We start from the raw sequence: 24526 nt of genomic DNA, 5'->3' as shown, positions 1-24526 counted from the left end.
GGTTGTTTACCGCCCCCGGGCCCCCCGGCAAAAACTCCCCGGGGGCCGCGGGCGCGTTTTCATTTATAGTTTTACAAGCATCCCCTGCGAGGAGGCGCTACATGGGCGTAACCAACAGGTTAGCCTGCTATTCCGATCCTGCTGACCACTATTCTCACCGCGTGCGCCTTGTGCTGGCCGAGAAAGGTGTCAGCGTGCAGGTCATCGATGTCGACCCCAGCCGGGTGCCGCCCAAGCTGGCCGAGGTCAACCCGTATGGCAGCGTGCCAACCCTGGTCGACCGTGACCTGGTGTTGTATGAGTCGACCGTGGTAATGGAGTACCTGGAGGAGCGTTACCCGCACCCGCCGCTGATGCCGGTGTACCCGGTTGCACGTGGCAACAGCCGTTTGCTGATGCACCGCATCCAGCGCGACTGGTGCAGCCTGGCTGACCAGGTACTGGGCCCTCGCAGCAGCGAGCCTGCCCGTGCCAATGCGCGCAAGGCGCTGCGCGAGAGCCTGACCGGGGTGTCGCCGTTGTTCGGTGAGTTCGCCTGCTTCATGAGTGAGGAGCAAAGCCTGGTCGATTGCTGTCTATTGCCCATACTCTGGCGCTTGCCGATCATGGGTATCGAATTGCCGCGGCAAGCCAAGCCGCTGTTGGATTACATGGAGCGTCAGTTTGCCCGGGAGCCGTTCCTGGCCAGCCTGTCCTCTGTTGAACGTGAAATGCGCAAGCTTTAAGGAGCTGTTGATGAACTCCAGTCGCCCCTATCTGGTTCGAGCACTGTACGAGTGGATCGTCGACAACGATTGCACGCCCCATATGCTGGTCAACGCCGAGTACCCGAAGGTGCAGGTGCCGGATGGCTTTGCCACCGATGGCCAGATTGTCCTGAACATTTCCCCAAGCGCGGTGCGCAGTTTGCACATGGACAACGACGCGGTCAGCTTCGAGGGCCGCTTTGGCGGCGTGCCTCATTCGCTGTTCGTGCCTATTGCTGCAGTGCTGGGTATCTACGCACGCGAGAATGGCCAGGGCATGGTCTTCGAGTTGGAGTCGCCTCTGGAGGAGGAAGCGCTTGAAGACGACGCTGCGCAACCGGATGACGATGGGCCGCCAGAAGGTGGCGGTCAGCCTCCGCGCCCCAGTGGCCGGCCCAGCTTGAAAGTGGTCAAGTAATAAAAAAGGCGATCCGTAAGGATCGCCTTTTTTTCACGGTGTCTGGCACAGGCGCCAAGAAACCCAGCCTAATCAGTCGATATATTCGAACAGCTTGACGATTTTCTGCACGCCCGACACGCCCTGCACCACGGCGGTAGCCGAATTGGCCTCCTGTTGGGTTACCAGGCCCAGCAGGTACACGATGCCATTTTCGGTAATCACCTTGATGCGCGAGCTTGGCACGCCGGAGTCTGCCAGCATCTGGGTCTTGATCTTGGTGGTCAGCCAGGCGTCGTTATTGCGCGCCAGGATGGAGGAGGGCTGCATCACTTGCAGCTCGTTATGCACCTTCTTCACCCGCTGGACCTGGCTGGCGGTCTGTTCCGCCAGGGCCTTGAGGTCGGCCCGTGGGGTTTGGCCAGCCAGCAGGACGATACCGTTGTAGCTGCTGACAACGATGTGCGAGCCCTTGTCCAGGTCTGGGCTGGCCTTGGCGATGTTGACCGATGCCTTGGTCTCGATCAGCGAGTCATCGATCTTGCTACCGATGGTACGGGTACCGCGATCATCCTCGATCGGCGAGTTACGGGTTGAGTTGAGCACCGAACTGCAACCGGTGACACTCAGGCACAGGGTCAGGGCCAAAAGGCCGACGCGCATAGGGGTCATTCTTCACTCCCGAACAGTTGGCTGTCGATCAGATCGCACAGGCAGTGGATCGCCAGCAGGTGGACTTCCTGGATGCGAGCGGTAACCGTCGAGGGTACACGGATCTCGACGTCTTCGGGCAGCAGCAGCGAGGCCATGCCTCCGCCGTCGCGGCCTGTCAGTGCTACGACAATCATTTCGCGATCGTGTGCGGCCTGGATAGCCTGGATCACGTTGGCAGAATTGCCGCTGGTGGAGATCGCCAGCAGCACATCCCCGGGCTGCCCCAGGGCGCGAATCTGCTTGGAAAAGACCTCGTTGTAACTGTAGTCGTTGGCAATCGAGGTCAGGGTGGAGCTGTCAGTGGTCAGGGCGATGGCCGGCAGGCTGGGGCGCTCGCGCTCGAAGCGGTTGAGCAGCTCCGAAGAGAAATGCTGCGCGTCGCCGGCCGAGCCGCCATTGCCGCACGCGAGCATCTTGCCCTCGTTCAGCAGTGCGTTGACCATGACCAGGCTGGCGTGCTCGATATGCGGTGCCAGGATGTCCATTGCCTGTTGCTTGGTGTCGATGCTGGCCTGGAACAGCCGGCGAATTCGGGATTGCATGTCCATCTGGTGACCTTAAGTGGGGCGGTGGCCGGCGCGGCGCGCAACGGTGACCAGCCCGCGAAACATAGAGCAAAAAAAATGAAGTGGGTTCAGCATTCGAAGGCGTTTTTCAGCCATTGAAGCGGCCTGCCAGCATGCTGGCTGCCTTGCAGGGCGACCACATCGAAGCGGCAGGGGTGGTCGCCCCAAAGGGGTTGCTGGTGCAGGAACACACGGGCGGCAAGCACCACTCTGTTCTGCTTGCGCCGATCAATGCTGCCGAGGGCGCCACCAAAGCCCGCATGCAAGCGGTAGCGGACTTCGACGAATACTACTGTATCGGCGTCGAGCATGACCAGATCAAGCTCGCCGCCTTTGCATCGCCAGTTGCGAGCCAGCAGTTGCAGGCCCTGCCCTTGAAGGTGTTCAAGGGCCTGGGTTTCTGCAGCCTGCCCGGCGCATGTGGGCGACGCCGTTGCCATTAGCGGGCAGTGTCGGGCAGGCGCTTGACCTGGCCGCCGGCAAACTCGGCCCACGGCAGCTGACGCTCGACACGCTGGCTGGCATTCATGCTCAGGCTACCCGACAGCCCCTGGATGCGGTTGTCTGGCAGTGCCTTGAGTTGGCCCAGGCGGGGCGCCAGGCTGTAGGCATCCACCCCCATGGCATACAGGCGGCCAAGGCTGCCAGCAGCTTGTGGCCATTGCTGCACTACCTGCTGACGCAGGCTGTTGCTCGTGTCCAGCAGCCACGGGGTTTCGCAGAAGCGGATGCCGTTCATGTCGTTGTACTGGTTCACGTCACCGCTGGCGCTGTAGAGGTTCGAGGTGGCGTACACCGGTACATCGCCCGCGTACTGGAAGTTGAGTGTGGGCTTGATCTGCTGGGCCTGTTGCGGCGTGGAGGCCAGGAAGATGAAGTCGATGTCCTGGCGGCGCGAGGGCTGCGCGGCGATGTTGCCACCCACGGTGCTCTGCAGGCTCTTGGCCCGGCCTTCGCTTTGGCGCAGCTGGAACAGGTCGGCAATCTGCTGGGCAAGGGCTACCGGTTGCGCGATGCGCTCTGCGGCAAGCAGGGTGCCGCCGTTCGCTTCCCAGTCCTTGCGGAAGGCGGCGAGTACGCGATCACCCCATTCGCCACTGGGCACCAGTGCCACGGCGCGCACCATGCCGTCGGCGCGTGCCCGGCGTGACACTTCGCGCGCTTCGTCTTCGGCCGCCAGGCCGAACTGGAAGAGCTGTGGCGGTGCGGTCTGGCCGGCGTCCGCGTAGTTGAGTGCCAGGGTGGTGACAGGCAGCTGCGGCTTGGCCGCCAACTGCTTGACCAGGGTTTTTTCCAGCGGGCCGACCACCAACTGCACGCCATCGGCCTGGGCCTGGCGGTAGAAGTCGTCCAGCGAGCCGATACGCGAGCTGTCCACTACCTGCACGGCCGGGGTTGGCTGGCCGGATTGCTGGGCTTGCAAGTGGGCAGCCATGAAGCCATCGCGCAGTGCGCGTGCCACACCGGCCAGCGGGCCTTCCTGAGGCAGCAGCAAGGCGATCTTGGTCAGTGGCTGGCTGGCCAGTGCCTTGAGCTTGGTCAGGGCAGATGGCAGCTGTTGGGCGGCGGGGTGGTCCGGGTGCTGCTTCACCCAGGCGTCGATGGCTGCCTGCTGTTGTTCCAGGGTGCCGGCGCTTTTCACCGCCAGCGCAAGGCTGGCCCAACCGTTCAGCACCGGATCGGTGCCAGGCTGTTGCAGTTGCTCGGCCGGCAGTGCGGCGACCAGCGCCCAGATGGCGTCGTTGTTGGCGCTGGCAGCGGCGCCGCTGAGCAGCGGTGCCAACAGCACACGCTGCTGTGCGGCAGGCAGCGCCTGGCCGTCGGCTTCGAGGGCGGCAGCGTGCACGCTGTAGGTGCGGACCTGCTGCTCGGCCGGCAGCTCAGCGGTGTGCTGCAGGCTGGGGTGAGCCAGGGCTGCGAGGGCCGCCTTGGGTTGGTTGCGGCTCATCGCCAGTTCCGCCGCCAGGGTGCTAGCGAACACTTGCTGTGCCGGCTTGAGCGTATCTACGGGGACTTGTTCGAGGATGCGTGCGGCGCGTGGGAAGTCTTTTTGCTTGTAAGCCAGGTCTGCTGCGCTCAGGCGCAGCAGGGCAGCGTCCTCGGCAGATTTGCTGGAAGCGGCCTTCTCGAGCAGTTGCTCGATGCTGGCGTCCGGGGTGCGTGGCAGCTCGCCGAGGCTGGATGAGGGCGAGCTGGCGCAGGCTGCAAGCAGAGCAGCAAGACAGAGGGCTGTGAGCAGCCGCAGGCAAGCGATCATGTAATAGTCCTGTTACTCGATCAAGTTGGCCGGCAATTGTACCCAAGCACTGGCCGGGGCGCGATGTCGCCGTGTTGATCCTTCACTATAGGTGGCCTTGCGCAGACTGATAGCGAACTTCTTTGCGCCCTGTTGCGGGTGCTCGGGCTACAATGGCGCCTTTGATCCAGATGACAGGTGCGTGCAGTGACTGATGTGGCAGGGGCTTCCAAAACCGCAATGGGGACGCTTTACGTCGTGGCCACCCCTATCGGCAACCTTGACGACATGAGCGCCAGGGCGCTGAAGGTGCTGGCGGACGTGGCCCTGATTGCAGCCGAAGACACGCGTCACTCCATCCGCCTGCTCCAGCATTTTGGTATAGAAACACCCTTGGCTGCGTGCCATGAGCACAACGAGCGTGATGAAGGGGGGCGCTTTCTCACCCGTCTGCTGGCAGGGGATGACGTGGCGCTGGTGTCAGATGCCGGCACGCCGCTGATATCCGACCCGGGTTACCACCTGGTGCGTCAGGCGCGCCAGGCCGGGGTCAGGGTGGTGCCGGTGCCAGGCGCCTGCGCGTTGATCGCCGCGCTGTCGGCCGCGGGCCTGCCATCGGACCGCTTCATTTTCGAGGGCTTTCTGCCCGCCAAGGCGGCAGGGCGCCGCGCCCGTCTTGAGCAGGTCAAAGAGGAGCCGCGCACGCTGATCTTCTACGAGGCCCCGCATCGCATTCTGGAATGCCTGGAAGACATGCAGTCGGTATTGGGCGGTGAACGCCCTGCGGTTCTGGCCCGTGAACTGACCAAGACCTTCGAAACCCTGAAGGGGGTACCCCTGGCGGAACTGCATGCCTTCGTGGCGGGTGACAGCAACCAGCAGCGTGGCGAGTGCGTGGTGTTGGTGGGCGGCTGGTCGGCGCCTGAAGGTGAGCAGGCCATCAGTACCGAAGCGCAACGGGTGCTGGACCTGCTGCTGGCTGAGTTACCGCTCAAGCGGGCAGCAGCACTGGCTGCTGACATAACCGGCGTGCGCAAGAACCTGCTGTATCAACTGGCCCTGGAAAAACAGAAAGCTAAATAGTGGCAATTTGATATATGTGCCGGTATCGCTTGTTCTTGAAGGCGACTACCGTTACTCTTTGCGGCGGAGAGTCGATCGGACAGTCGCTGCCTGTTTAAGTTCCGCAGTTCTGCTGCGCAACTGCAGGGGGAGGAAAGTCCGGGCTCCGCAGGGCAGAGTGCCAGGTAACGCCTGGGAGGCGCGAGCCTACGGAAAGTGCCACAGAAAATAACCGCCTAAGCGCTTCGGCGCCGGTAAGGGTGAAAAGGTGCGGTAAGAGCGCACCGCACGTCTGGCAACAGTTCGTGGCTAGGTAAACCCCACTCGGAGCAAGACCAAATAGGGTTCCATCAGGCGTGGCCCGCGTCGGAACCGGGTAGGTTGCTAGAGGCGTCCAGTGATGGCCGTCGTAGAGGAATGACTGTCCTCGACAAAACCCGGCTTACAGATCGACTCTCCATCTTTTCTCCCTGCTTGAATCGATAGCAGATCCCCGCTGGTAATGCCGAAAAAATCTTACTCTTCATAAATCACTTTAAGTTCCAGCGCCAGGTGCTTGGGTGGGTTTGATTTTTCTCGTCTTTTTATATCCCCGGTATTCCTTCCCCCTTCTTTTATTGCGCTAAATCTCGGTCCTGTAAGGCTTTTCCTTCCGAACGTGCCTTGACGGTGCTGCGGACGGATTCCTATAGTGTGCGCAAGTGGCAGAAAGTGGGATGAAGTGGGTTTTCTGGCACAAAAACGCTACCATTGTGGGGAATCGCAGCCGTGTTCCGCGGAGCCAACGCCGTCAGCCTCGATGCAAAGGGCCGTCTCGCCATGCCGAGCCGGTACCGTGACGAGCTCGATTCGCGCTGCAATGGCCAGCTCATCGTGACCATTGACGCTGTTGACCCCTGCTTGTGTGTCTATCCGCTCGACGAGTGGGAACAAATAGAAGCCAAGTTGCGTGCCTTGCCGTCGCTTCGTGAAGAAAACCGCCGCCTGCAGCGTTTGCTGATCGGCAATGCGGTTGACCTGGAGCTCGATGGCAGTGGCCGTTTCCTGGTGCCGCCCCGCCTGCGGGAGTACGCCAAGCTGGACAAGAAGGCGATGCTGGTGGGGCAACTGAACAAATTCCAGCTGTGGGATGAAGATGCCTGGAACGCGGTTTCGGCAGCCGACCTTGCAGCTATTCAACAACCGGGCGCCATGCCCGACGAACTGCGTGACCTGATCCTGTGACCATAGATAGCGGCTTCAACCACATCACCGTCCTGCTCGACGAAGCTGTCGAGGCATTGGCCTTGCGCGCCGACGGTTGCTATCTGGACGGCACCTTCGGCCGCGGCGGCCACAGTCGATTGATCCTGAGCCGGCTCGGGCCGCAGGGGCGGCTGCTGGGGTTCGACAAAGATCCACAGGCGATTGCCACGGGGCAAGCGCTGGCGGCCGAAGACGGCCGCTTTGTCATTGTGCAGCGCAGCTTTGCCGAGCTGGGTGCAGAGGTTGCCGAGCGCGGGTTGCACGGCAAGGTCAGTGGTGTGCTGCTGGACCTAGGCGTGTCGTCGCCGCAGTTGGACGACCCGGAGCGCGGTTTCAGCTTCCTCAATGATGGCCCCCTGGACATGCGCATGAACCCGGGCCAGGGCATCAGCGCCGCCGAGTTCATCGCCACCGCACCTGCAGAAGAAATTGCCCGCGTGTTCAAGGAGTACGGTGAAGAGCGCTTCGCCGGCCGCATGGCACGTGCTGTGGTCGAGCGCCGTGAAACCCAGCCGTTCACCCGCACTGCCGACCTGGCAGAAGTGCTCAAGGTGGCCAACCCGGCCTGGGAGAAGGGCAAGAACCCGGCGACCCGGGCTTTCCAGGGCCTGCGCATCCACGTCAACAATGAGCTGGGCGACCTGGAGGCCGGCCTGGAAGCCGCGCTTGACGCCCTGGAAGTCGGCGGCCGCCTGGCTGTCATCAGCTTCCACTCGCTGGAAGACCGCATCGTCAAACTGTTCATGCGCAAGCTGGTCAAGGGCGAGGCCGACAACCTGCCGCGTAACCTGCCCGTGCAGCACAAAGTGTTCGAGCCCAAGGTCAAGCTTATTGGCAAGGCCCAGTTCGCCTCGGAAGCCGAGCTCAAGGCCAACCCACGGTCGCGCAGTGCGGTAATGCGTGTGGCGGAGAAACTGCGGTGAGCAAGCTGTTCGCCAAGCCCCTGCCAGGCGGAAGCTTCCTGATGCTCCTGCTGTTCGTCGGCGTGCTGATTTCGGCCATCGCCGTATCGTACAGCGCGCACTGGAACCGCCAGTTGCTCAATACCCTCTACGGCGAGCTGAATGACCGCGACAAGGCCCAGGCCGAGTGGGGCCGGCTTATCCTCGAACAGAGCACCTGGACAGCTTCCAGCCGCATCGAGAACCTGGCGTCCGAGCAATTGAAGATGCGCGTGCCTGCCGCTGACGAAGTGCGGATGGTGACGCCATGATGAAGCTCGAAGGCGCACTGTACCCATGGCGGTTTCGCGTGGTCATCGGCCTGCTGGCACTGATGGTGGGCGCCATCTGCTGGCGCATCGTCGATCTGCAGGTGGTGGACCGTGACTTCCTCAAGGGCCAGGGCGATGCCCGCAGCCTGCGTCATATTCCCATCCCGGCACACCGCGGCCTGATCACCGACCGCAATGGTGAGCCCCTGGCCGTGAGTACGCCGGTCACCACCTTGTGGGCCAACCCTAAGGAAATGCAGGCCTCGCGTGACCGCTGGCCGCAACTGGCTGCTGCCTTGGGGCAGAACGCCCAGCAACTGACCGAGCGCCTGACCCAGCAGGCCAGCAAAGAATTCATCTACCTGGTACGTGGCCTGACCCCGGAGCAGGGCCAGCATGTACTGGACCTGAAGGTGCCGGGTGTGTACGGGCTGGAAGAATTCCGTCGCTTCTACCCGGCCGGCGATGTGACCGCGCACATGGTTGGCTTCACCGACCTGGACGACCATGGCCGCGAAGGGGTCGAACTGGCCTACGACGAGTGGCTGGCTGGCGTGCCGGGCAAGCGACAAGTGATCAAGGACCGGCGTGGCCGGCTGATCAAGGACATTCAGGTTACCAAGAACGCCAAGGCCGGGAAGACCTTGGCGTTGTCGATAGACCTGCGCCTGCAATACCTGGCCACCCGTGAACTGCGCAACGCCATCGCCGAACAGGACGCCAAGGCGGGCAGCCTGGTGATCATGGACGTCAAGACTGGCGAAGTGCTGGCCATGGTCAACCAGCCCACCTACAACCCCAACAACCGTCGCAGCATGTTCCCGGCAGCCATGCGCAACCGGGCGATCATCGACGTGTTCGAGCCGGGTTCCACGGTCAAGCCGATCTCCATGAGCGCCGCCTTGCAGAGCGGCCGCTGGAAGCCCACCGACAAGGTCGAGGTCTACCCGGGTAGCCTGCAGATCGGCCGTTACACCATCAAGGACGTGTCCAAGAGCGAGGGCCCGATCCTCGACCTGACCGGCATCCTCATCAACTCCAGTAACGTGGGCATGAGCAAGATCGCCTTCGACATCGGCGGCGAAGCCATTTACCGGGTGATGTCCCAGGTGGGCCTGGGCCAGTACACAGGCCTGGGCTTCCCGGGTGAACGGGTGGGTAACCTGCCTAACCACCGTGAATGGCGCAAGGCCGAAACGGCCACCTTGTCCTATGGCTATGGCGTATCGGTGACTGCCCTGCAACTGGTGCATGCCTACGCGGCGCTGGCCAACGACGGCAAGATGGTGCCGCTGTCGATCCTCAAGGTCGACAAGGCGCCTGAAGCCGTGCAGGCCATCCCCAAGGAAACCGCTGAAACCGTGCAGGGCATGTTGCAGCAGGTGATTGAAGCACCGCGCGGCGTGTTCCGTGCCCAGGTGCCGTTCTATCACGTGGCTGGCAAGTCGGGTACGGCGCGTAAGGCCACGGTGGGCTCCAAGGGCTACACCGAGAACGCCTACCGCTCGTTGTTCGCAGGCTTCGGCCCCATGAGCGACCCACGCTACGCCATCGTGGTGGTGATCGACGAACCGGGCAAGGGCGGCTACTTCGGCGGCCTGGTGTCGGCACCGGTCTTCAGCAAGGTCATGTCCGGCACCCTGCGGCTGATGAACGTACCGCCAGACAACCTGCCCCCACCGGCACCGGCCGAGCAATCGCAAGTCAATGCAGCCGCCGCCAAGGGAGGGCGTGGATAATGACGATGCCACTGAGCAAACTGTTTGCCCACGCCAGCCGCGACCCGCTGATTCGCGAGTTGACCCTGGACAGCCGCCAGGTGCGCCCTGGCGACCTGTTCCTGGCCGTGCCGGGTGCCAAGATCGATGGGCGCGGTCACATTGCCGATGCCCTTGCCCGTGGCGCCGCAGCTGTGGCCTACGAAGAGCAGGGCGCCAATGTGTTGCCCCTGACCGACGTACCGCTGATTCCGGTAAAGGGCCTGGTCGCTCAGTTGTCGGACATTGCTGGCCGCTTCTATGGCGACCCCGGCCGCCAGCTGAATCTGTTGGGCGTGACCGGTACCAATGGCAAGACCAGCGTTACCCAACTGGTTGCCCAGGCACTGGATGCGTTGGGCCAGCGTTGCGGTCTGATCGGCACGCTGGGTACCGGCTTCTATGGCGAGCTGCAGAGCGGGCGGCTGACCACACCCGACCCCATCGCCGTGCAGGCCACCCTCTACGACCTCAAGAAGCAGGGCGCCAAGGCCGTCGCCATGGAAGTCTCTTCCCATGCCCTGGAGCAGGGGCGTGTGGCTGCGCTCGACTTCGACATTGCGGTGATGACCAACCTGTCCCGCGACCACCTGGATTACCACGGCAGCATGCAGGCCTACGAAGCGGCCAAGGCCAAGCTGTTCACCTGGCCCAGCTTGCGCTGCCAAGTGGTCAACCTGGATGACGGGTTCGGCCAGCGCCTGGCAGACGCCTATGCCAGGCGCCCTGTCGGTGATCATATCGAGACCCGGCTGATCAGTTATAGCCTGGAAAACCCGGACGCCACGCTGTTCTGCCGCGAGGCCGTGTTCACCGATGAGGGCGTGTGCGCCACCCTGGTCACGGCGCAGGGCGAGCGCACGCTGCGCAGCCAGCTGCTGGGCCGTTTCAACCTGAGCAACATGCTGGCCGCCGTCGCCAGCCTGCTGGCGCTGGACTACGCGCTGGACGAAATCCTCAAGGTCACCCCGCAACTGCAAGGGCCGGTAGGCCGCATGCAGCGCCTGGGGGGCGGTAGCAAACCGCTGGTGGTGGTGGACTATGCACACACACCCGATGCCCTGGACAAAGTGCTGGAAGCACTGCGCCCGCATGCGCACGGCCAGCTGCTGTGCCTGTTTGGGTGCGGCGGCGATCGCGACCGCGGCAAGCGCCCGCTGATGGCCGAAGTGGCCGAGCGCCTGGCCGACCGGGTGCTGGTCACCGATGACAACCCGCGCAGCGAAGACCCACAGCGCATCTTCGACGACATCCGCCCGGGCTTTTCCGCGCCAGATGCGGTGGCCTTCGTCTCTGGCCGCGGCGCAGCCATTGCCCAACTGATCGCCGGTGCTGCCGCCGACGATGTGATCGTGCTGGCCGGCAAGGGGCACGAGGATTACCAGGAGATCAATGGCGAACGTCACGCCTTCTCCGATTTGATCGAAGCCGACAAGGCACTCACAGCCTGGGAGGCACCACATGCTTGAGCCCATGACCCTCAGCCAGCTGACGGGCGCACTTGGCGGTCGCCTGAGCGGTGCCGACGCGCGCTTCGATGGCGTGAGCATCGACAGCCGCAGCGTGGGTGCCGGGCAGCTGTTCGTTGCCCTGACCGGCCCGCGTTTCGATGGCCATGACTACCTGGCCGATGTGCAGGCCAAGGGCGCTGTTGCGGCATTGGTCGAGCGCGAAGTGGCAGGCGTCGACCTGCCACAGCTGGTGGTCGCCGACTGCCGTGTGGCCCTGGGCCAGCTTGGCGCGCTGAACCGTGCCCGGTTCCATAACCCGGTGGTGGCCATTACCGGTTCCAGTGGCAAGACCACGGTGAAGGAAATGCTCGCCAGCATCCTGCGCACCCGCGGCCTGGTGCATGCCACCCGTGGCAACCTGAACAACGACCTGGGTGCGCCGCTGACCCTGCTTGAAATCGCGCCCGAGCACAGCGCGGCAGTGATCGAGCTGGGCGCCTCGCGCATTGGCGAAATCCGCTACACCGTCGGCCTGACCAAACCACAGGTGGTCATCATCAACAACGCCGGTACCGCCCATGTAGGCGAGTTCGGCGGCCCGGAAAAGATCGTCGAGGCCAAGGGCGAGATCCTGGAAGGCCTGGGTGAAGGTGGCATTGCCATCCTCAACCTGGCCGACAAGGCGTTCGATATCTGGCGCAAACGCGCCGGTAGCCATCGCGTCATCAGCTTCGCCCTGGATAACCCCGGGGCCGACTTCCATGCCAGCAACCTTGGCCGGGATGTACGTGGCTGCCCGGCCTTCACCCTGCATGGCGCTGGCGGTGAAGTCACCGTGCAACTGAACCTGCTGGGCGTGCACAACGTCAGCAACGCACTGGCTGCCGCTGCTGCTGCCCACGCCGTGGGCGTGAGCCTGAGCGGCATCGCCGCGGGCCTCGCTGCCGTGCAGCCGGTCAAGGGCCGGACCGTGGCGCAGATCGCGCCGGGTGGGGCCTGTGTTATCGACGACAGCTACAACGCAAATCCCACCTCCATGTGCGCGGCCATTGATATACTCGCCGCCTTTTCCGGGCGTACCGTCCTGGTGCTTGGAGATATCGGCGAACTGGGGCAGTGGGCAGAGGAAGGCCACCGTCAGGTGGGTGACTATGCCCGCGGCAAAGTCGACGCCCTTTACGCGGTGGGTGCCAACATGGCCCACGCGGTACAGGCATTCGGCGCACATGGCCGCCATTTCGCGACGCAAGCTGAGCTCATCGACGCTGTCAGTGCCGAGAACGTCAGCGACACCACCATATTGATAAAAGGCTCGCGCAGCGCTGCGATGGAAAACGTCGTGGCTGCACTGTGCGGTGCCAGCGGGGAGAAACATTAATGCTGCTGCTGTTGGCCGAGTATCTGCAACAGTTCCACAAGGGCTTCGCGGTCTTCCAGTACCTGTCCCTGCGCGGGATTCTGGGTGTACTGACCGCGTTGTCGATGGCGCTGTGGCTGGGGCCGTGGATGATCCGTACCCTGCAAATCCGTCAGATCGGCCAGGCCGTGCGCAACGACGGGCCGCAATCGCACCTCTCCAAGTCCGGCACCCCGACCATGGGCGGTGCGCTGATCCTTTCCGCCATCGCCGTCAGCACGCTGCTGTGGGCTGACCTTACCAACCGTTACGTGTGGGTGGTGCTGATCGTCACCCTGGCTTTCGGTGCCATCGGCTGGGTGGACGACTACCGCAAGGTCATCGAGAAAAACTCCCGTGGGCTGCCCAGCCGCTGGAAGTACTTCTGGCAGTCGGTGTTCGGCCTGGCTGCAGCGGTATTCCTGTACAAGACCGCGCCAACCAGTGTCGAAACCACGCTGATACTGCCGTTCATCAAGGACGTCACCATCCCGCTGGGCATCGGCTTTGTGGTGCTGACCTATTTCGTCATCGTCGGCTCCAGCAACGCCGTCAACCTCACCGACGGCCTCGATGGCCTGGCGATCATGCCGACGGTGATGGTGGGTGGGGCGCTCGGCATTTTCTGCTACCTGTCGGGCAACGTGAAGTTCGCCGAATACCTGCTGATCCCGTACGTGCCGGGCTCGGGCGAGTTGATCGTGTTCTGCGGTGCGCTGATCGGTGCCGGCCTGGGCTTCCTGTGGTTCAACACTTACCCGGCGCAGGTCTTCATGGGCGACGTGGGCGCGCTGGCGCTGGGCGCGGCACTGGGCACCATTGCCGTCATTGTCCGCCAGGAAATCGTGCTGTTCATCATGGGCGGCGTGTTCGTGATGGAAACCCTGTCGGTGGTGATCCAGGTGGCGTCGTTCAAGCTCACCGGCAAGCGCGTGTTCCGCATGGCGCCGATACACCACCACTTTGAACTCAAGGGCTGGCCGGAGCCACGGGTGATTGTCCGCTTCTGGATCATCACCGTGATTCTGGTGCTGGTTGGCCTTGCAACCCTGAAACTGAGGTAGACGAGCGTGTCACTGATCGCTTCCGACCAATTCCGCATCGTTGTCGGCCTCGGCAAGAGCGGCATGTCCCTGGTTCGCTTCCTGGCGAGCCGGGGCATCGCCTTTGCGGTCGCCGACACCCGCGAGCAACCGCCGGAACTGGACACCCTGCGCCGTGACCACCCGCAGGTGGAAGTACGCTGTGGCGAACTGGACGTCGACTTCCTGTGCCGCGCCAGCGAGCTGTATGTAAGCCCTGGCCTGGCCCTGGCCACCCCGGCGCTGCAACAGGCGGCGGCACGGGGGGTGAAGCTTTCTGGCGACATCGAGCTGTTTGCCCGCCATGCCAAGGCACCGATCATCGCCATCAGCGGCTCCAACGCCAAGAGCACCGTCACCACACTGGTGGGCGAGATGGCGGCCAAGGCCGGCAAGCGCGTGGCGGTGGGCGGTAACCTCGGCACGCCGGCGCTGGACCTGCTGGCCGATGACGTCGAGCTGTATGTGATGGAGCTGTCCAGCTTCCAGCTGGAAACCACCGACCAGCTCAATGCCGAAGTGGCCACGGTGCTGAACATCAGCGAAGACCACATGGACCGCTACAGCGGGCTGCCGGCCTATCACCTGGCCAAGCACCGCATTTTCCGTGGGGCGCGCCAGGTGGTGGTCAACCGCCAGGATGCACTCAGCCGGCCACTGCCGGTCGAAGGCCGCCCGTGCTGGACATTTGGCCTGAACCAACCGGACTTCAAGGCCTTCGGCCTGCGCGAAGTGGATGGCGAGAAATACCTGGCGTTCGAGTTCCAGAACCTGATGCCGGTGCGCGAGCTGAAGATTCGTGGCGCCCACAACCAGAGCAACGCCCTGGCTGCCCTGGCCTTGGGGCACGCGGCCGGGCTTGCCTTCGCGCCCATGCTGGAGGCCCTGCGCGCATTCGGTGGCTTGGCCCACCGTTGCCAGTGGGTGCGCGAGCGCGATGGCGTGAACTGGTATGACGATTCCAAGGCGACCAACGTTGGGGCAGCCCTGGCTGCCATCGAAGGTTTGGGCGCCGACATTGAGGGCAAGCTGGTGCTGATCGCCGGGGGGGATGGCAAAGGTGCCGAGTTCACGGCGTTGCGTGAGCCGGTCAAGCGTTTCTGCCGCGCGGTAGTGCTGCTGGGCCGTGACGCCGAGCGCCTGGCCGACGCACTGGGCGACGACGTGCCGCTGGTGCGCGTCGGCACCCTGGAAGATGCCGTGCGCCAATGCGCCGAGCTGGCCCAGCGGGGGGACGCCGTGCTGCTGTCGCCCGCCTGCGCCAGCCTCGACATGTTCAGGAATTTCGAAGAACGCGGGCGCCTGTTTGCCCAGGCCGCGGAGGCACTCGCATGATCTTCGGTATCCTCAAGCCTTACCCGTCGCCACTCATCAGTGGCCGTGGCATCGACCTGGACTTCGCGCTGCTGGCAGGTTGCCTGGCCTTGCTGGGCCTTGGCCTGGTGATGATCACCTCGGCTTCGTCGGAAGTGGCTGCCGTGCAGTCGGGTAACCCGCTGTACCACATGTACCGCCACCTGGTGTACGTGTTCCTCGGCCTGGTCGCCTGCGGCGCGACCATGATGGTGCCGATCGCCACTTGGCAGCGTATGGGCTTCATGATGCTGCTGGGCGCCTTTGGTCTGCTGGTGCTGGTGCTGGTGCCCGGCATTGGCCGCGAGGTGAACGGCTCGATGCGCTGGATCGGCTTCAGTTTCTTCAACGTGCAGCCGTCTGAAATCGCCAAGGTATTCGTGGTCATCTACCTCGCCGGTTACCTTGTGCGGCGCCAGACCGAGGTGCGCGAAAGCTGGATGGGCTTCTTCAAGCCGTTCATCGTGCTGCTGCCCATGGCCGGCCTGTTGCTGATGGAGCCGGATTTCGGCGCCACCGTGGTCATGATGGGTGCGGCAGCTGCCATGCTGTTCCTCGGCGGGGTGGGGCTGTTCCGCTTCAGCCTGATGGTGGTGCTGGCGGTGGTGGCGGTGTTCGTGCTGGTACAGGCGCAGCCCTATCGAATGGCGCGGCTGATCACCTTCACCGACCCCTGGTCCGACCAGTTTGGCTCGGGTTACCAGCTTACCCAGGCGCTGATTGCCTTCGGCCGTGGCGAGTGGCTCGGCGTGGGCCTGGGCAACAGTGTGCAGAAGCAGTTCTACCTGCCTGAAGCCCACACCGACTTCGTGTTCTCGGTGCTGGCAGAAGAGCTGGGCGTGGTCGGCTCGCTGGTCACCATCGCGCTGTTCGTATTCGTCACCGTGCGTGCCCTTTACATCGGTTTGTGGGCCGAGAAAGCCAAACAGTTCTTTGCTGCCTATATGGCATTCGGCCTGGCCTTCCTGTGGATTGGCCAGTTCCTGATCAACATCGGCGTGAACGTCGGCCTGTTGCCGACCAAGGGCCTGACCCTGCCGTTCCTCAGTTATGGCGGTAGTTCCCTGGTGATCTGCTGTGCCTGCGTAGGCCTGTTGCTGCGCATCGAGTGGGAAAGCCGCACGCACCTGGGTAGCGAGGAACATGAATTCAGCGAGAGCGATTTTGCCGAGGAGCCCAGTCATGGCCGCTGACGGCAAGAACGTATTGATCATGGCGGGCGGCACCGGGGGCCACGTGTTCCCGGCCCTGGCCTGCGCCCGTGAGTTCCAGGCCCGCGGGTATGCCGTGCACTGGCTGGGTACCCCGCGTGGCATCGAGAACGAACTGGTGCCTCAGGCAGGTCTGCCGTTGCACCGCATCGAGGTCAGCGGTTTGCGCGGCAAGGGCAAGCTGTCCTTGCTGAAGGCGCCGCTGATGCTGATCAAGTCGGTCCTGCAGGCCCGGCGTGTTATCCGTCAGCTCAAGCCGGTCTGCGTGCTGGGCTTCGGCGGCTACGTCACCGGCCCAGGCGGCGTGGCGGCCAAGCTGTGCGGTGTGCCGCTGGTCATCCACGAGCAAAACGCCCGGGCCGGTACCGCCAACCGCCTGCTGGCACCGCTGTCGGCGCGGGTGTGCGAGGCGTTCCCGAATACATTCGACGCCAGCGACAAGCGCCGTACCACCGGTAACCCGGTGCGCCCCGAGCTGTTCATGGACGCACAGCGCGCACCGCTGGCTGCGCGCCCGGCACGCCTGCTGGTACTCGGCGGCAGCCTGGGTGCGGAACCATTGAACAAATTGTTGCCTAAGGCGCTGTCCGAAGTGCCTGCGGCCGTAAGGCCAGAGGTGTTCCATCAGGCCGGCAAGCAGCATGCGCCGGTCACCGCCGAGCGTTATCGCGAGGCTGGCATAGAGGCTCAGGTAGAGCCCTTCATCAAGGACATGGCCCATGCCTACGGCTGGGCTGATCTGGTGGTGTGCCGGGCCGGCGCCCTGACTGTCAGCGAGCTGGCGGCAGCGGGCCTGCCTTCGATGCTGGTGCCCTTGCCCCATGCCATCGACGACCACCAGACCCATAACGCCCAATATCTGGCCCGTGAAGGCGCTGCCTTCCTGATGCCACAAGCGACAACTGGCGCAGCGCAGCTCGCTGAACGCCTGAACGAGGTGCTGATGCAACCCGAGAAACTCACTGTCATGGCTGGCACTGCAAGACGCCTGGCCAAACCTGCTGCAACCAGCACCGTAGTGGACATCTGCCTGGAGGTGGCCCATGGTTGAGAGCCAGAAAGCCATGCCCCAGCCGAAAATGGGCCGTATCCGTCGCATTCACTTCGTCGGCATTGGCGGCGTGGGCATGTGCGGCATCGCCGAGGTGCTGCTGAACCTGGGCTATGAAGTGTCCGGTTCCGACCTGAAGGCTTCGCCTGTCACCGAGCGCCTGGAATCGTTCGGCGCCCAGATCTTCGTCGGCCACCGCGCCGAGAACGCGGCCACCGCCGATGTGCTGGTGGTGTCGAGCGCGATCAACCCTGCCAACCCGGAAGTGGCCACCGCGCTGGAGCGCCGTATTCCGGTGGTACCCCGCGCCGAGATGCTGGCCGAACTGATGCGTTACCGCCATGGTGTGGCCGTTGCCGGCACCCACGGCAAGACCACCACCACCAGCCTGCTGGCATCGGTGTTCGCCGCAGGCGGCCTGGACCCTACCTTCGTCATCGGTGGCCGCCTGACTGCAGCCGGCACCAACGCCCAGCTGGGCACCAGCCGCTACCTGATCGCCGAAGCCGACGAGAGCGACGCCAGCTTCCTGCACCTGCAACCGATGGTTGCCGTGGTCACCAACATCGACGCCGACCACATGGCCACCTACGAAGGTGACTTCAACAAGCTGAAGAAAACCTTCGTCGAGTTCCTGCACAACCTGCCGTTCTACGGCCTGGCCGTGATGTGCCTGGACGACCCGGTAGTGCGCGAGATCCTGCCGCAGGTCAAGCGCCCGACGGTTACCTACGGCTTCAGCGAAGAGGCCGACATCCGCGCCATCAACGTGCGCCAGCAGGGCATGCAAACCCACTTCACCGTGCTGCGCCGCGACTGCGAGCCGCTGGAAGTGTCGGTGAACATGCCGGGCAACCACAACGTGCTGAATGCCCTGGCCACCATCGCCATCGCCACCGACGAAGGCATTGCCGACGACGCCATCATCCAGGGCCTGTCCGGCTTCCAGGGTGTCGGCCGGCGCTTCCAGGTGTATGGCGAACTGCCGGTAGACGGTGGCAGCGTGATGCTGGTGGACGACTACGGCCATCACCCTACCGAAGTGGCTGCTGTGATCAAGGCGGTACGCGGTGGCTGGCCCAGCCGCCGCCTGGTGATCGTGTATCAGCCGCACCGCTACAGCCGTACCCGTGACCTGTACGACGATTTCGTCCAGGTGCTGGGCGATGCCAACGTGCTGCTGTTGATGGAGGTGTACCCGGCCGGTGAAGAGCCGATCCCGGGCGCCGACAGCCGCCAGCTGTGCCACAGCATCCGCCAGCGCGGCAAGCTGGACCCGATCTACATCGAACGTGGCGCCGAGCTGGCGCCGCTGGTCAAGCCCTTGCTGCGTGCCGGCGACATCCTGATTTGCCAGGGGGCCGGCGACGTCGGCGGCCTGGCCCCGCAATTGATGAAAAGCCCGCTGTTCGCTGGCGCCAAGCAGGAGAAGTCGAAATGACCAGCGCCTACGACACGTTGCACTCCACCCTGGACGTCAAGGCGTTCGGCCGCGTCGCGGTACTGTACGGCGGCAAGAGCGCCGAACGCGAAGTGTCGCTGAAGTCCGGGGCTGCCGTGATCAGCGCGTTGACGGCAGCGGGTGTTGACGTGGTTGCCATCGATGTGGGCGACGACCTGCTCACCCGCCTGCAAAGCGAGAAGGTCGACCGTGCGTTCATCATCCTTCATGGTCGCGGCGGCGAAGACGGCAGCATGCAAGGCTTGCTGGAGTGTCTGGGCATCCCTTACACCGGCAGTGGCATCCTCGCGTCGGCGCTGGCCATGGACAAGCTGCGCACCAAGCAGGTATGGCAGAGCCTGGGCATCCCCACGCCACGCCATGCGGTGTTGGCAAGCGAAAGCGATTGTTTGCGTGCCAGCACGGAACTGGGCTTCCCGCTCATCGTCAAACCTGCCCATGAAGGCTCCAGCATCGGCATGGCCAAGGTGAACAGCGAGCAGGAACTGGTCGCCGCCTGGCAAGACGCCGCCAACTACGATTCCCAGGTACTCGTTGAACAGTGGATTCACGGCCCGGAGTTCACCATTGCGGTACTGCGCGGGCAGGTGCTGCCGCCAATCGCCCTGGGTACCCCGCACGTGTTCTACGACTACGACGCCAAGTACATCGCCAACGACACCCAGTACCGCATTCCCTGCGGGCTGGACAGTGTCAAGGAACAGGAACTGATCGACCTGACCGCCCGTGCTTGCGATGCCATCGGCATCGAAGGTTGGGGCCGGCTGGACGTGATGCAGGACGAGCAGGGCCGGTTCTGGCTGCTCGAAGTCAACACCGCACCCGGCATGACTGATCATAGCCTGGTGCCCATGGCGGCCCGCGCGGCCGGCCTGGACTTCCAGCAACTGGTGCTGGCGATCCTGGCCGACAGCATGGCGACGCGAGGTTAACCATCATGCAAGGCGCGATGATACGTCAGCAGCAACCCGTTACCGGCCGTAGCAAGCCGGTGCCGCGTGGTGCCAGCCGGCTGGTGGCCGACGAGCCCGTATCGGCGCGCCTGCCGCGGCCTAGCCTGGGCGGCCTCAAGCGCCTGCTGTGGCCGGTGCTGCTGGTAGCCGCAGGTTTTGGTGCGTACGAGGGCGCGGTGCGGCTGATGCCTTATGCCGACCGGCCCATCACCAAGATCGACGTGCAGGGCGACCTGACCTACATCAGCCAGCAGTCCGTGCAGCAGCGCATCGCCCCCTACGTGGCGGCCAGCTTCTTCACCGTCGACCTGCCGGCGATGCGTACCGAGCTTGAGCAGATGCCCTGGATCGCCCACGCCGAAGTTCGCCGTGTATGGCCGGACGAGGTCGTGATCCGCCTCGAAGAACAACTGCCGGTAGCGCGCTGGGGTGATGAAGCCTTGCTCAACAACCAGGGCCAGGCGTTCACCCCGCGCGAGCTGGCCAACTACGAGCACCTGCCGCAGCTGGCCGGGCCGCAGCGCGCACAGCAACAAGTCATGCAGCAGTATCAGGTACTGAGCCAGATGCTGCGCCCCCTGGGCTTTTCCATCGCGCGCCTGGAGCTGCGCGAGCGGGGCAGCTGGTTCCTGACCACGGGTGCGAGCAGCGCCGGGCCAGGCATCGAGTTGCTGCTGGGGCGCGACCATCTGGTAGAGAAAATGCGCCGTTTCATTGCCATTTACGACAAGACGCTTAAAGAGCAGATCGCCAACATCGCCCGCATCGATCTGCGATACGCCAACGGGCTTGCCGTTGGCTGGCGGGAACCGATTGCACCGACGACGGCCCAACCCGCCGTTGCGAAGAATTAGAGAGAGGCAGGACCATGGCAAACGCGCATAGCGGCAAAATGATCGTCGGGCTGGACATTGGCACCTCCAAGGTGGTGGCGCTGGTGGGTGAGGTGGGCGAGGACGGCACCCTGGAAATCGTCGGGATCGGCACCCATCCGTCCCGGGGCCTGAAAAAAGGCGTGGTGGTGAACATCGAGTCCACCGTGCAGTCGATCCAGCGTGCCGTTGAAGAAGCGCAGCTGATGGCCGGTTGCCGCATTCACTCGGCATTCGTTGGCGTAGCCGGTAACCACATCCGCAGCCTCAACTCCCACGGTATCGTCGCCATTCGCGACCGTGAGGTCAGCCTGGCCGACCTGGAGCGGGTACTGGATGCGGCCCAGGCCGTCGCCATCCCGGCAGACCAGCGTGTGCTGCACACCCTGCCGCAGGACTATGTGATCGACAACCAGGAAGGTGTGCGCGAGCCGCTGGGCATGTCGGGCGTACGCCTGGAGGCCAAGGTTCACGTGGTGACCTGCGCCGTCAACGCTGCCCAGAACATCGAAAAGTGCGTGCGCCGCTGCGGCCTGGAAATCGACGACATCATCCTCGAGCAACTGGCCTCGGCCTACTCGGTGCTGACCGATGACGAGAAAGAGCTGGGCGTATGCCTGGTGGACATCGGTGGGGGTACCACCGACATCGCCATCTTCACCGAAGGCGCCATCCGCCACACGGCGGTGATCCCGATTGCCGGCGACCAGGTGACCAATGACATTGCCATGGCCCTGCGCACGCCCACCCAGTACGCCGAGGAAATCAAGATCCGTTACGCCTGTGCACTGGCCAAGCTGGCCGGCGCTGGCGAAACCATCAAGGTGCCAAGCGTGGGCGACCGTCCGCCGCGCGAACTGTCGCGCCAGGCCCTGGCCGAAGTGGTGGAGCCGCGTTACGACGAGCTCTTCACGCTGATCCAGGCCGAACTGCGCCGCAGCGGCTACGAGGACCTGGTGCCCGCGGGCATCGTCCTCACCGGCGGTACTGCAAAAATGGAAGGCGCCGTTGAACTGGCCGAAGAAATCTTCCACATGCCGGTACGCCTGGGCGTACCGCACAGCGTTCGGGGGCTGAGCGACGTGGTGCGCAACCCGATCTATTCCACCGGTGTGGGCTTGCTTACCTACGGCCTGCAAAAGCAGACCGAAGACCTGCCTTTGACCGGCAACAGCAGCAACAACAGCTATGGCGATGAACCGAAGGCCCCGGTGCTTGAGCGCTTCAAGCGGTGGGTTCAAGGCAACTTCTAAGTTTCAAAGCAGTAGTGGTAGGCGCGACAACTAGAGAACTGTAAGGAGAGGGAAAATGTTCGAGCTCGTAGACAACGTCCCGCAAAGCCCGGTCATCAAGGTGATCGGTGTAGGTGGTGGTGGCGGCAACGCCGTCAACCACATGGTCAAGAGCAGCATTGAAGGCGTGGAATTCATCTGCGCCAACACCGATGCTCAAGCCCTGAAAAACATCGGTGCACGCACCATCCTGCAATTGGGCACTGGCGTGACCAAGGGCCTGGGTGCAGGTGCCAATCCGGAAGTCGGTCGCCAGGCCGCGCTGGAAGACCGTGAGCGCATCGCCGAAGTGCTGCAAGGCACCAACATGGTGTTCATCACCACTGGCATGGGCGGCGGTACCGGTACCGGTGCAGCACCGATCATTGCCGAAGTGGCCAAGGAAATGGGCATCCTCACCGTTGCGGTGGTGACGCGTCCGTTCCCGTTCGAAGGCCGCAAGCGCATGCAGATCGCCGACGAAGGCATCCGCATGCTGGCTGAAAGCGTCGACTCGTTGATCACCATCCCCAACGAGAAGCTGCTGACCATCCTGGGCAAGGATGCAAGCCTGCTGTCTGCCTTCGCCAAGGCGGATGACGTGCTGGCTGGCGCCGTGCGCGGTATCTCCGACATCATCAAGCGCCCTGGCATGATCAACGTCGACTTTGCCGACGTGCGCACCGTGATGGGCGAGATGGGCATGGCCATGATGGGCACCGGCTGCGCCAGTGGCCCGAACCGTGCTCGCGAGGCCACCGAGGCGGCCATCCGCAACCCGCTGCTTGAAGACGTCAACCTGCAGGGCGCCCGTGGCATCCTGGTGAACATCACCGCAGGCCCTGACCTGTCGCTGGGTGAATACTCCGATGTGGGTAGCATCATCGAAGCCTTCGCCTCCGACCACGCCATGGTCAAGGTGGGTACCGTGATCGACCCGGACATGCGCGACGAGCTGCACGTCACCGTTGTGGCCACTGGCCTGGGTGCGCGTATCGAGAAGCCGGTCAAGGTCGTCGACAACACCCTGCAAACTGCCCAGCAGGCCTACGAGGCATCCAACCCGGCCCCGGTGCGCCAGGAGCAGCCAGCGGTCAACTACCGTGACCTGGAGCGCCCGACCGTAATGCGTAACCAGGCCCACGCCGGTGCCGCCGCAGCCGCCAAGCTGAACCCTCAGGACGACCTGGATTACCTCGATATTCCGGCATTCCTGCGTCGTCAGGCCGATTAATGAAATTTATCAGGGGTATAAGGGTGATTGGTATTCATCAAAGGTTGGGTCTGTTATCATCCCCAGCCTTTGTTGATACCTGTTCGCAATTTGCGCTGAAGCGGCCAATGCCATGATTAAACAACGCACCCTGAAGAATACCATCCGTGCCACAGGTGTCGGTCTGCACTCCGGGGAGAAGGTCTACCTGACCCTCAAGCCTGCACCTGTTGACACCGGCATCGTCTTCCGCCGCGCCGACCTGGACCCTGTGGTCGAGATCCCTGCGCGTGCGGCCAACGTCGGCGAAACAACCATGTCGACGACGCTGGTCAACGGTGACGTCAAGGTCGATACGGTCGAGCACTTGCTCTCCGCCATGGCGGGTTTGGGCATCGATAACGCCTACGTCGAGCTCTCCGCCTCGGAAGTGCCGATCATGGATGGCAGCGCCGGACCTTTTGTATTCCTGATTCAGTCTGCCGGCCTGGAAGAACAGGACGCAGCCAAGAAGTTCATCCGCATCCTGCGTGAGGTAACCGTGGAAGAGGGCGACAAGCGCGCCACGTTCCTGCCTTTCGAAGGTTTCAAGGTGAGCTTCGAGATCGACTTCGATCACCCGGTGCTTCGCAACCGGACCCAGAGCGCCAGCGTCGACTTTTCCAGCACGTCGTTCGTGAAGGAAGTGAGCCGCGCCCGCACCTTCGGCTTCATGCGTGACATCGAATACCTGCGCAAGCACAACCTTGCGTTGGGTGGTAGCGTCGAGAACGCCATCGTGGTCGACGAGGAAGGTGTACTGAACGAAGACGGCCTTCGCTACGAAGACGAATTCGTGAAGCACAAGATCCTCGATGCCATTGGCGACCTCTACCTGCTGGGCAACAGCCTGATCGGCGAGTTCAAGGGCTTCAAGTCCGGGCACGCGCTGAACAACCAGCTGCTGCGCAAGTTGATTGCTGAAACTGATGCTTGGGAAGTGGTTACGTTCGAAGATGCCAGTACGGCACCGATCTCCTACATGCGCCCTGTTGCGGCTGTGTAAGTTCGAACATTCTCTAGTTCATTAAGGCCACCTTCGGGTGGCCTTTTTTATGGTTCAGCTACCTACTCAAACTCTCCTCAATCAGCCTACTCCAGTCCCATCTCACCCCGTCCCGCTACGCCCTTCTTTTTGCTTTTGCTGTTGCTGTTGCTTCTAAGCGCGCGAAAGCCCAGGCGACGCAGATTGCGACTTCAGGAGGCCGAGCGGAGGGCTTGCGGAGGGAGGTGACG

The 24526-nt window shown here is 63.4% G+C and carries 23 protein-coding genes and 1 other RNA gene; 20 read left to right on the top strand and 4 right to left on the bottom strand.

Translation table 11 applies throughout. The annotated features are described in order from the left end of the window. The first annotated feature begins 101 nt into the window (after positions 1-101). Together IAE38_RS21500 and IAE38_RS21495 are read left to right on the top strand one after the other, a co-directional pair. Positions 102-725, top strand: a complete 624-nt coding sequence (locus IAE38_RS21500) for a glutathione S-transferase N-terminal domain-containing protein (RefSeq protein WP_028635196.1) — start codon at positions 102-104, stop codon at positions 723-725. 10 nt (positions 726-735) lie between these two features. After that, on the top strand, positions 736-1164 hold the full coding sequence (locus IAE38_RS21495) for a ClpXP protease specificity-enhancing factor (protein WP_201165250.1): 429 nt from the start codon (positions 736-738) through the stop codon (positions 1162-1164). Positions 1165-1236: 72 nt separating this feature from the next. On the opposite strand, the gene IAE38_RS21490 is transcribed toward IAE38_RS21495, so the two are convergent. The 4 genes from IAE38_RS21490 to IAE38_RS21475 all read right to left on the bottom strand — a co-directional run bounded on the left by IAE38_RS21490 (position 1237) and on the right by IAE38_RS21475 (position 4680). Next, positions 1237-1815 carry a BON domain-containing protein gene (locus IAE38_RS21490; protein ID WP_028635194.1) on the bottom strand — a complete coding sequence of 193 codons (579 nt, stop codon included), beginning with the start codon at positions 1813-1815 and terminating at the stop codon, positions 1237-1239. Then, a complete protein-coding gene (locus tag IAE38_RS21485; protein WP_028635193.1) occupies positions 1812-2405 on the bottom strand; it encodes a phosphoheptose isomerase in 594 nt (197 codons plus the stop codon). The genes IAE38_RS21490 and IAE38_RS21485 overlap by 4 nt, the downstream gene beginning before the upstream one ends. 86 nt (positions 2406-2491) lie before the next feature. Further along, on the bottom strand, positions 2492-2863 hold the full coding sequence (locus IAE38_RS21480) for a YraN family protein (RefSeq protein WP_201165248.1): 372 nt from the start codon (positions 2861-2863) through the stop codon (positions 2492-2494). Next, a complete protein-coding gene (locus IAE38_RS21475; RefSeq protein WP_201219173.1) occupies positions 2863-4680 on the bottom strand; it encodes a penicillin-binding protein activator in 1818 nt (605 codons plus the stop codon). Before IAE38_RS21475 ends, IAE38_RS21480 begins: the two co-directional genes overlap by 1 nt. A gap of 219 nt (positions 4681-4899) precedes the next feature. On the opposite strand from IAE38_RS21475, the gene rsmI reads away from it, so the two are divergent. The 18 genes from rsmI (at position 4900) to lpxC (ending at position 24296) form a co-directional block, all read left to right on the top strand. Further along, positions 4900-5742: a 16S rRNA (cytidine(1402)-2'-O)-methyltransferase gene (rsmI, locus tag IAE38_RS21470; protein ID WP_201219179.1), complete on the top strand. Its 843-nt coding sequence runs from the start codon at positions 4900-4902 to the stop codon at positions 5740-5742. A 67-nt stretch (positions 5743-5809) separates the two neighbouring features. Beyond that, positions 5810-6182, top strand: an RNA gene (gene rnpB, locus IAE38_RS21465) — RNase P RNA component class A. Positions 6183-6489: 307 nt separating this feature from the next. Then, a complete protein-coding gene (gene mraZ / locus IAE38_RS21460) occupies positions 6490-6945 on the top strand; it encodes a division/cell wall cluster transcriptional repressor MraZ (protein ID WP_004575120.1) in 456 nt (151 codons plus the stop codon). Next, positions 6942-7889, top strand: a complete 948-nt coding sequence (gene rsmH, locus IAE38_RS21455; protein WP_442968319.1) for a 16S rRNA (cytosine(1402)-N(4))-methyltransferase RsmH — start codon at positions 6942-6944, stop codon at positions 7887-7889. The genes mraZ and rsmH overlap by 4 nt, the downstream gene beginning before the upstream one ends. Further along, positions 7886-8179 (top strand): cell division protein FtsL, encoded by a 294-nt coding sequence (gene ftsL, locus IAE38_RS21450; RefSeq protein WP_028635188.1) that lies wholly within the window; start codon positions 7886-7888, stop codon positions 8177-8179. The genes rsmH and ftsL overlap by 4 nt, the downstream gene beginning before the upstream one ends. Beyond that, on the top strand, positions 8179-9918 hold the full coding sequence (locus IAE38_RS21445; RefSeq protein ID WP_161629597.1) for a peptidoglycan D,D-transpeptidase FtsI family protein: 1740 nt from the start codon (positions 8179-8181) through the stop codon (positions 9916-9918). The genes ftsL and IAE38_RS21445 overlap by 1 nt, the downstream gene beginning before the upstream one ends. Further along, positions 9918-11405, top strand: a complete 1488-nt coding sequence (locus tag IAE38_RS21440) for a UDP-N-acetylmuramoyl-L-alanyl-D-glutamate--2,6-diaminopimelate ligase (protein WP_201219171.1) — start codon at positions 9918-9920, stop codon at positions 11403-11405. The genes IAE38_RS21445 and IAE38_RS21440 overlap by 1 nt, the downstream gene beginning before the upstream one ends. Then, positions 11398-12765 carry a UDP-N-acetylmuramoyl-tripeptide--D-alanyl-D-alanine ligase gene (locus IAE38_RS21435; protein WP_201214601.1) on the top strand — a complete coding sequence of 456 codons (1368 nt, stop codon included), beginning with the start codon at positions 11398-11400 and terminating at the stop codon, positions 12763-12765. Before IAE38_RS21440 ends, IAE38_RS21435 begins: the two co-directional genes overlap by 8 nt. Continuing rightward, positions 12765-13847, top strand: a complete 1083-nt coding sequence (gene mraY / locus IAE38_RS21430; protein WP_028635184.1) for a phospho-N-acetylmuramoyl-pentapeptide-transferase — start codon at positions 12765-12767, stop codon at positions 13845-13847. The genes IAE38_RS21435 and mraY overlap by 1 nt, the downstream gene beginning before the upstream one ends. Positions 13848-13853: 6 nt before the next feature. Beyond that, a complete protein-coding gene (murD, locus tag IAE38_RS21425; RefSeq protein WP_201219169.1) occupies positions 13854-15200 on the top strand; it encodes a UDP-N-acetylmuramoyl-L-alanine--D-glutamate ligase in 1347 nt (448 codons plus the stop codon). Next, on the top strand, positions 15197-16411 hold the full coding sequence (gene ftsW, locus IAE38_RS21420) for a putative lipid II flippase FtsW (RefSeq protein WP_236404277.1): 1215 nt from the start codon (positions 15197-15199) through the stop codon (positions 16409-16411). The genes murD and ftsW overlap by 4 nt, the downstream gene beginning before the upstream one ends. Then, on the top strand, positions 16401-17480 hold the full coding sequence (murG, locus tag IAE38_RS21415) for an undecaprenyldiphospho-muramoylpentapeptide beta-N-acetylglucosaminyltransferase (RefSeq protein WP_060483268.1): 1080 nt from the start codon (positions 16401-16403) through the stop codon (positions 17478-17480). The genes ftsW and murG overlap by 11 nt, the downstream gene beginning before the upstream one ends. Beyond that, complete coding sequence (murC, locus tag IAE38_RS21410) at positions 17473-18921, top strand: UDP-N-acetylmuramate--L-alanine ligase (RefSeq protein WP_028635180.1); 1449 nt, start codon at positions 17473-17475, stop codon at positions 18919-18921. Before murG ends, murC begins: the two co-directional genes overlap by 8 nt. Further along, entirely contained in the window at positions 18918-19874 is a 957-nt protein-coding gene (locus IAE38_RS21405) for a D-alanine--D-alanine ligase (RefSeq protein ID WP_028635179.1), read from the top strand. The genes murC and IAE38_RS21405 overlap by 4 nt, the downstream gene beginning before the upstream one ends. A gap of 5 nt (positions 19875-19879) precedes the next feature. After that, positions 19880-20749, top strand: a complete 870-nt coding sequence (locus IAE38_RS21400; protein WP_028635178.1) for a cell division protein FtsQ/DivIB — start codon at positions 19880-19882, stop codon at positions 20747-20749. Between the two features lie 14 nt (positions 20750-20763). Beyond that, positions 20764-22020, top strand: coding sequence for a cell division protein FtsA (gene ftsA / locus IAE38_RS21395; protein WP_015271706.1), 1257 nt, complete (start codon positions 20764-20766; stop codon positions 22018-22020). Positions 22021-22075: 55 nt separating this feature from the next. Further along, entirely contained in the window at positions 22076-23272 is a 1197-nt protein-coding gene (gene ftsZ / locus IAE38_RS21390; RefSeq protein ID WP_003251871.1) for a cell division protein FtsZ, read from the top strand. Between the two features lie 112 nt (positions 23273-23384). After that, complete coding sequence (lpxC, locus tag IAE38_RS21385) at positions 23385-24296, top strand: UDP-3-O-acyl-N-acetylglucosamine deacetylase (protein WP_028635177.1); 912 nt, start codon at positions 23385-23387, stop codon at positions 24294-24296. Positions 24297-24526: the final 230 nt, after the last annotated feature.

This window comes from Pseudomonas sp. S32 (assembly GCF_016648095.1).
Classification (GTDB): domain Bacteria; phylum Pseudomonadota; class Gammaproteobacteria; order Pseudomonadales; family Pseudomonadaceae; genus Aquipseudomonas; species Aquipseudomonas parafulva.
The sequence above is the reverse complement of the archived record's forward strand: the minus strand, read 5'-3'. Positions and strand labels throughout refer to the sequence as shown.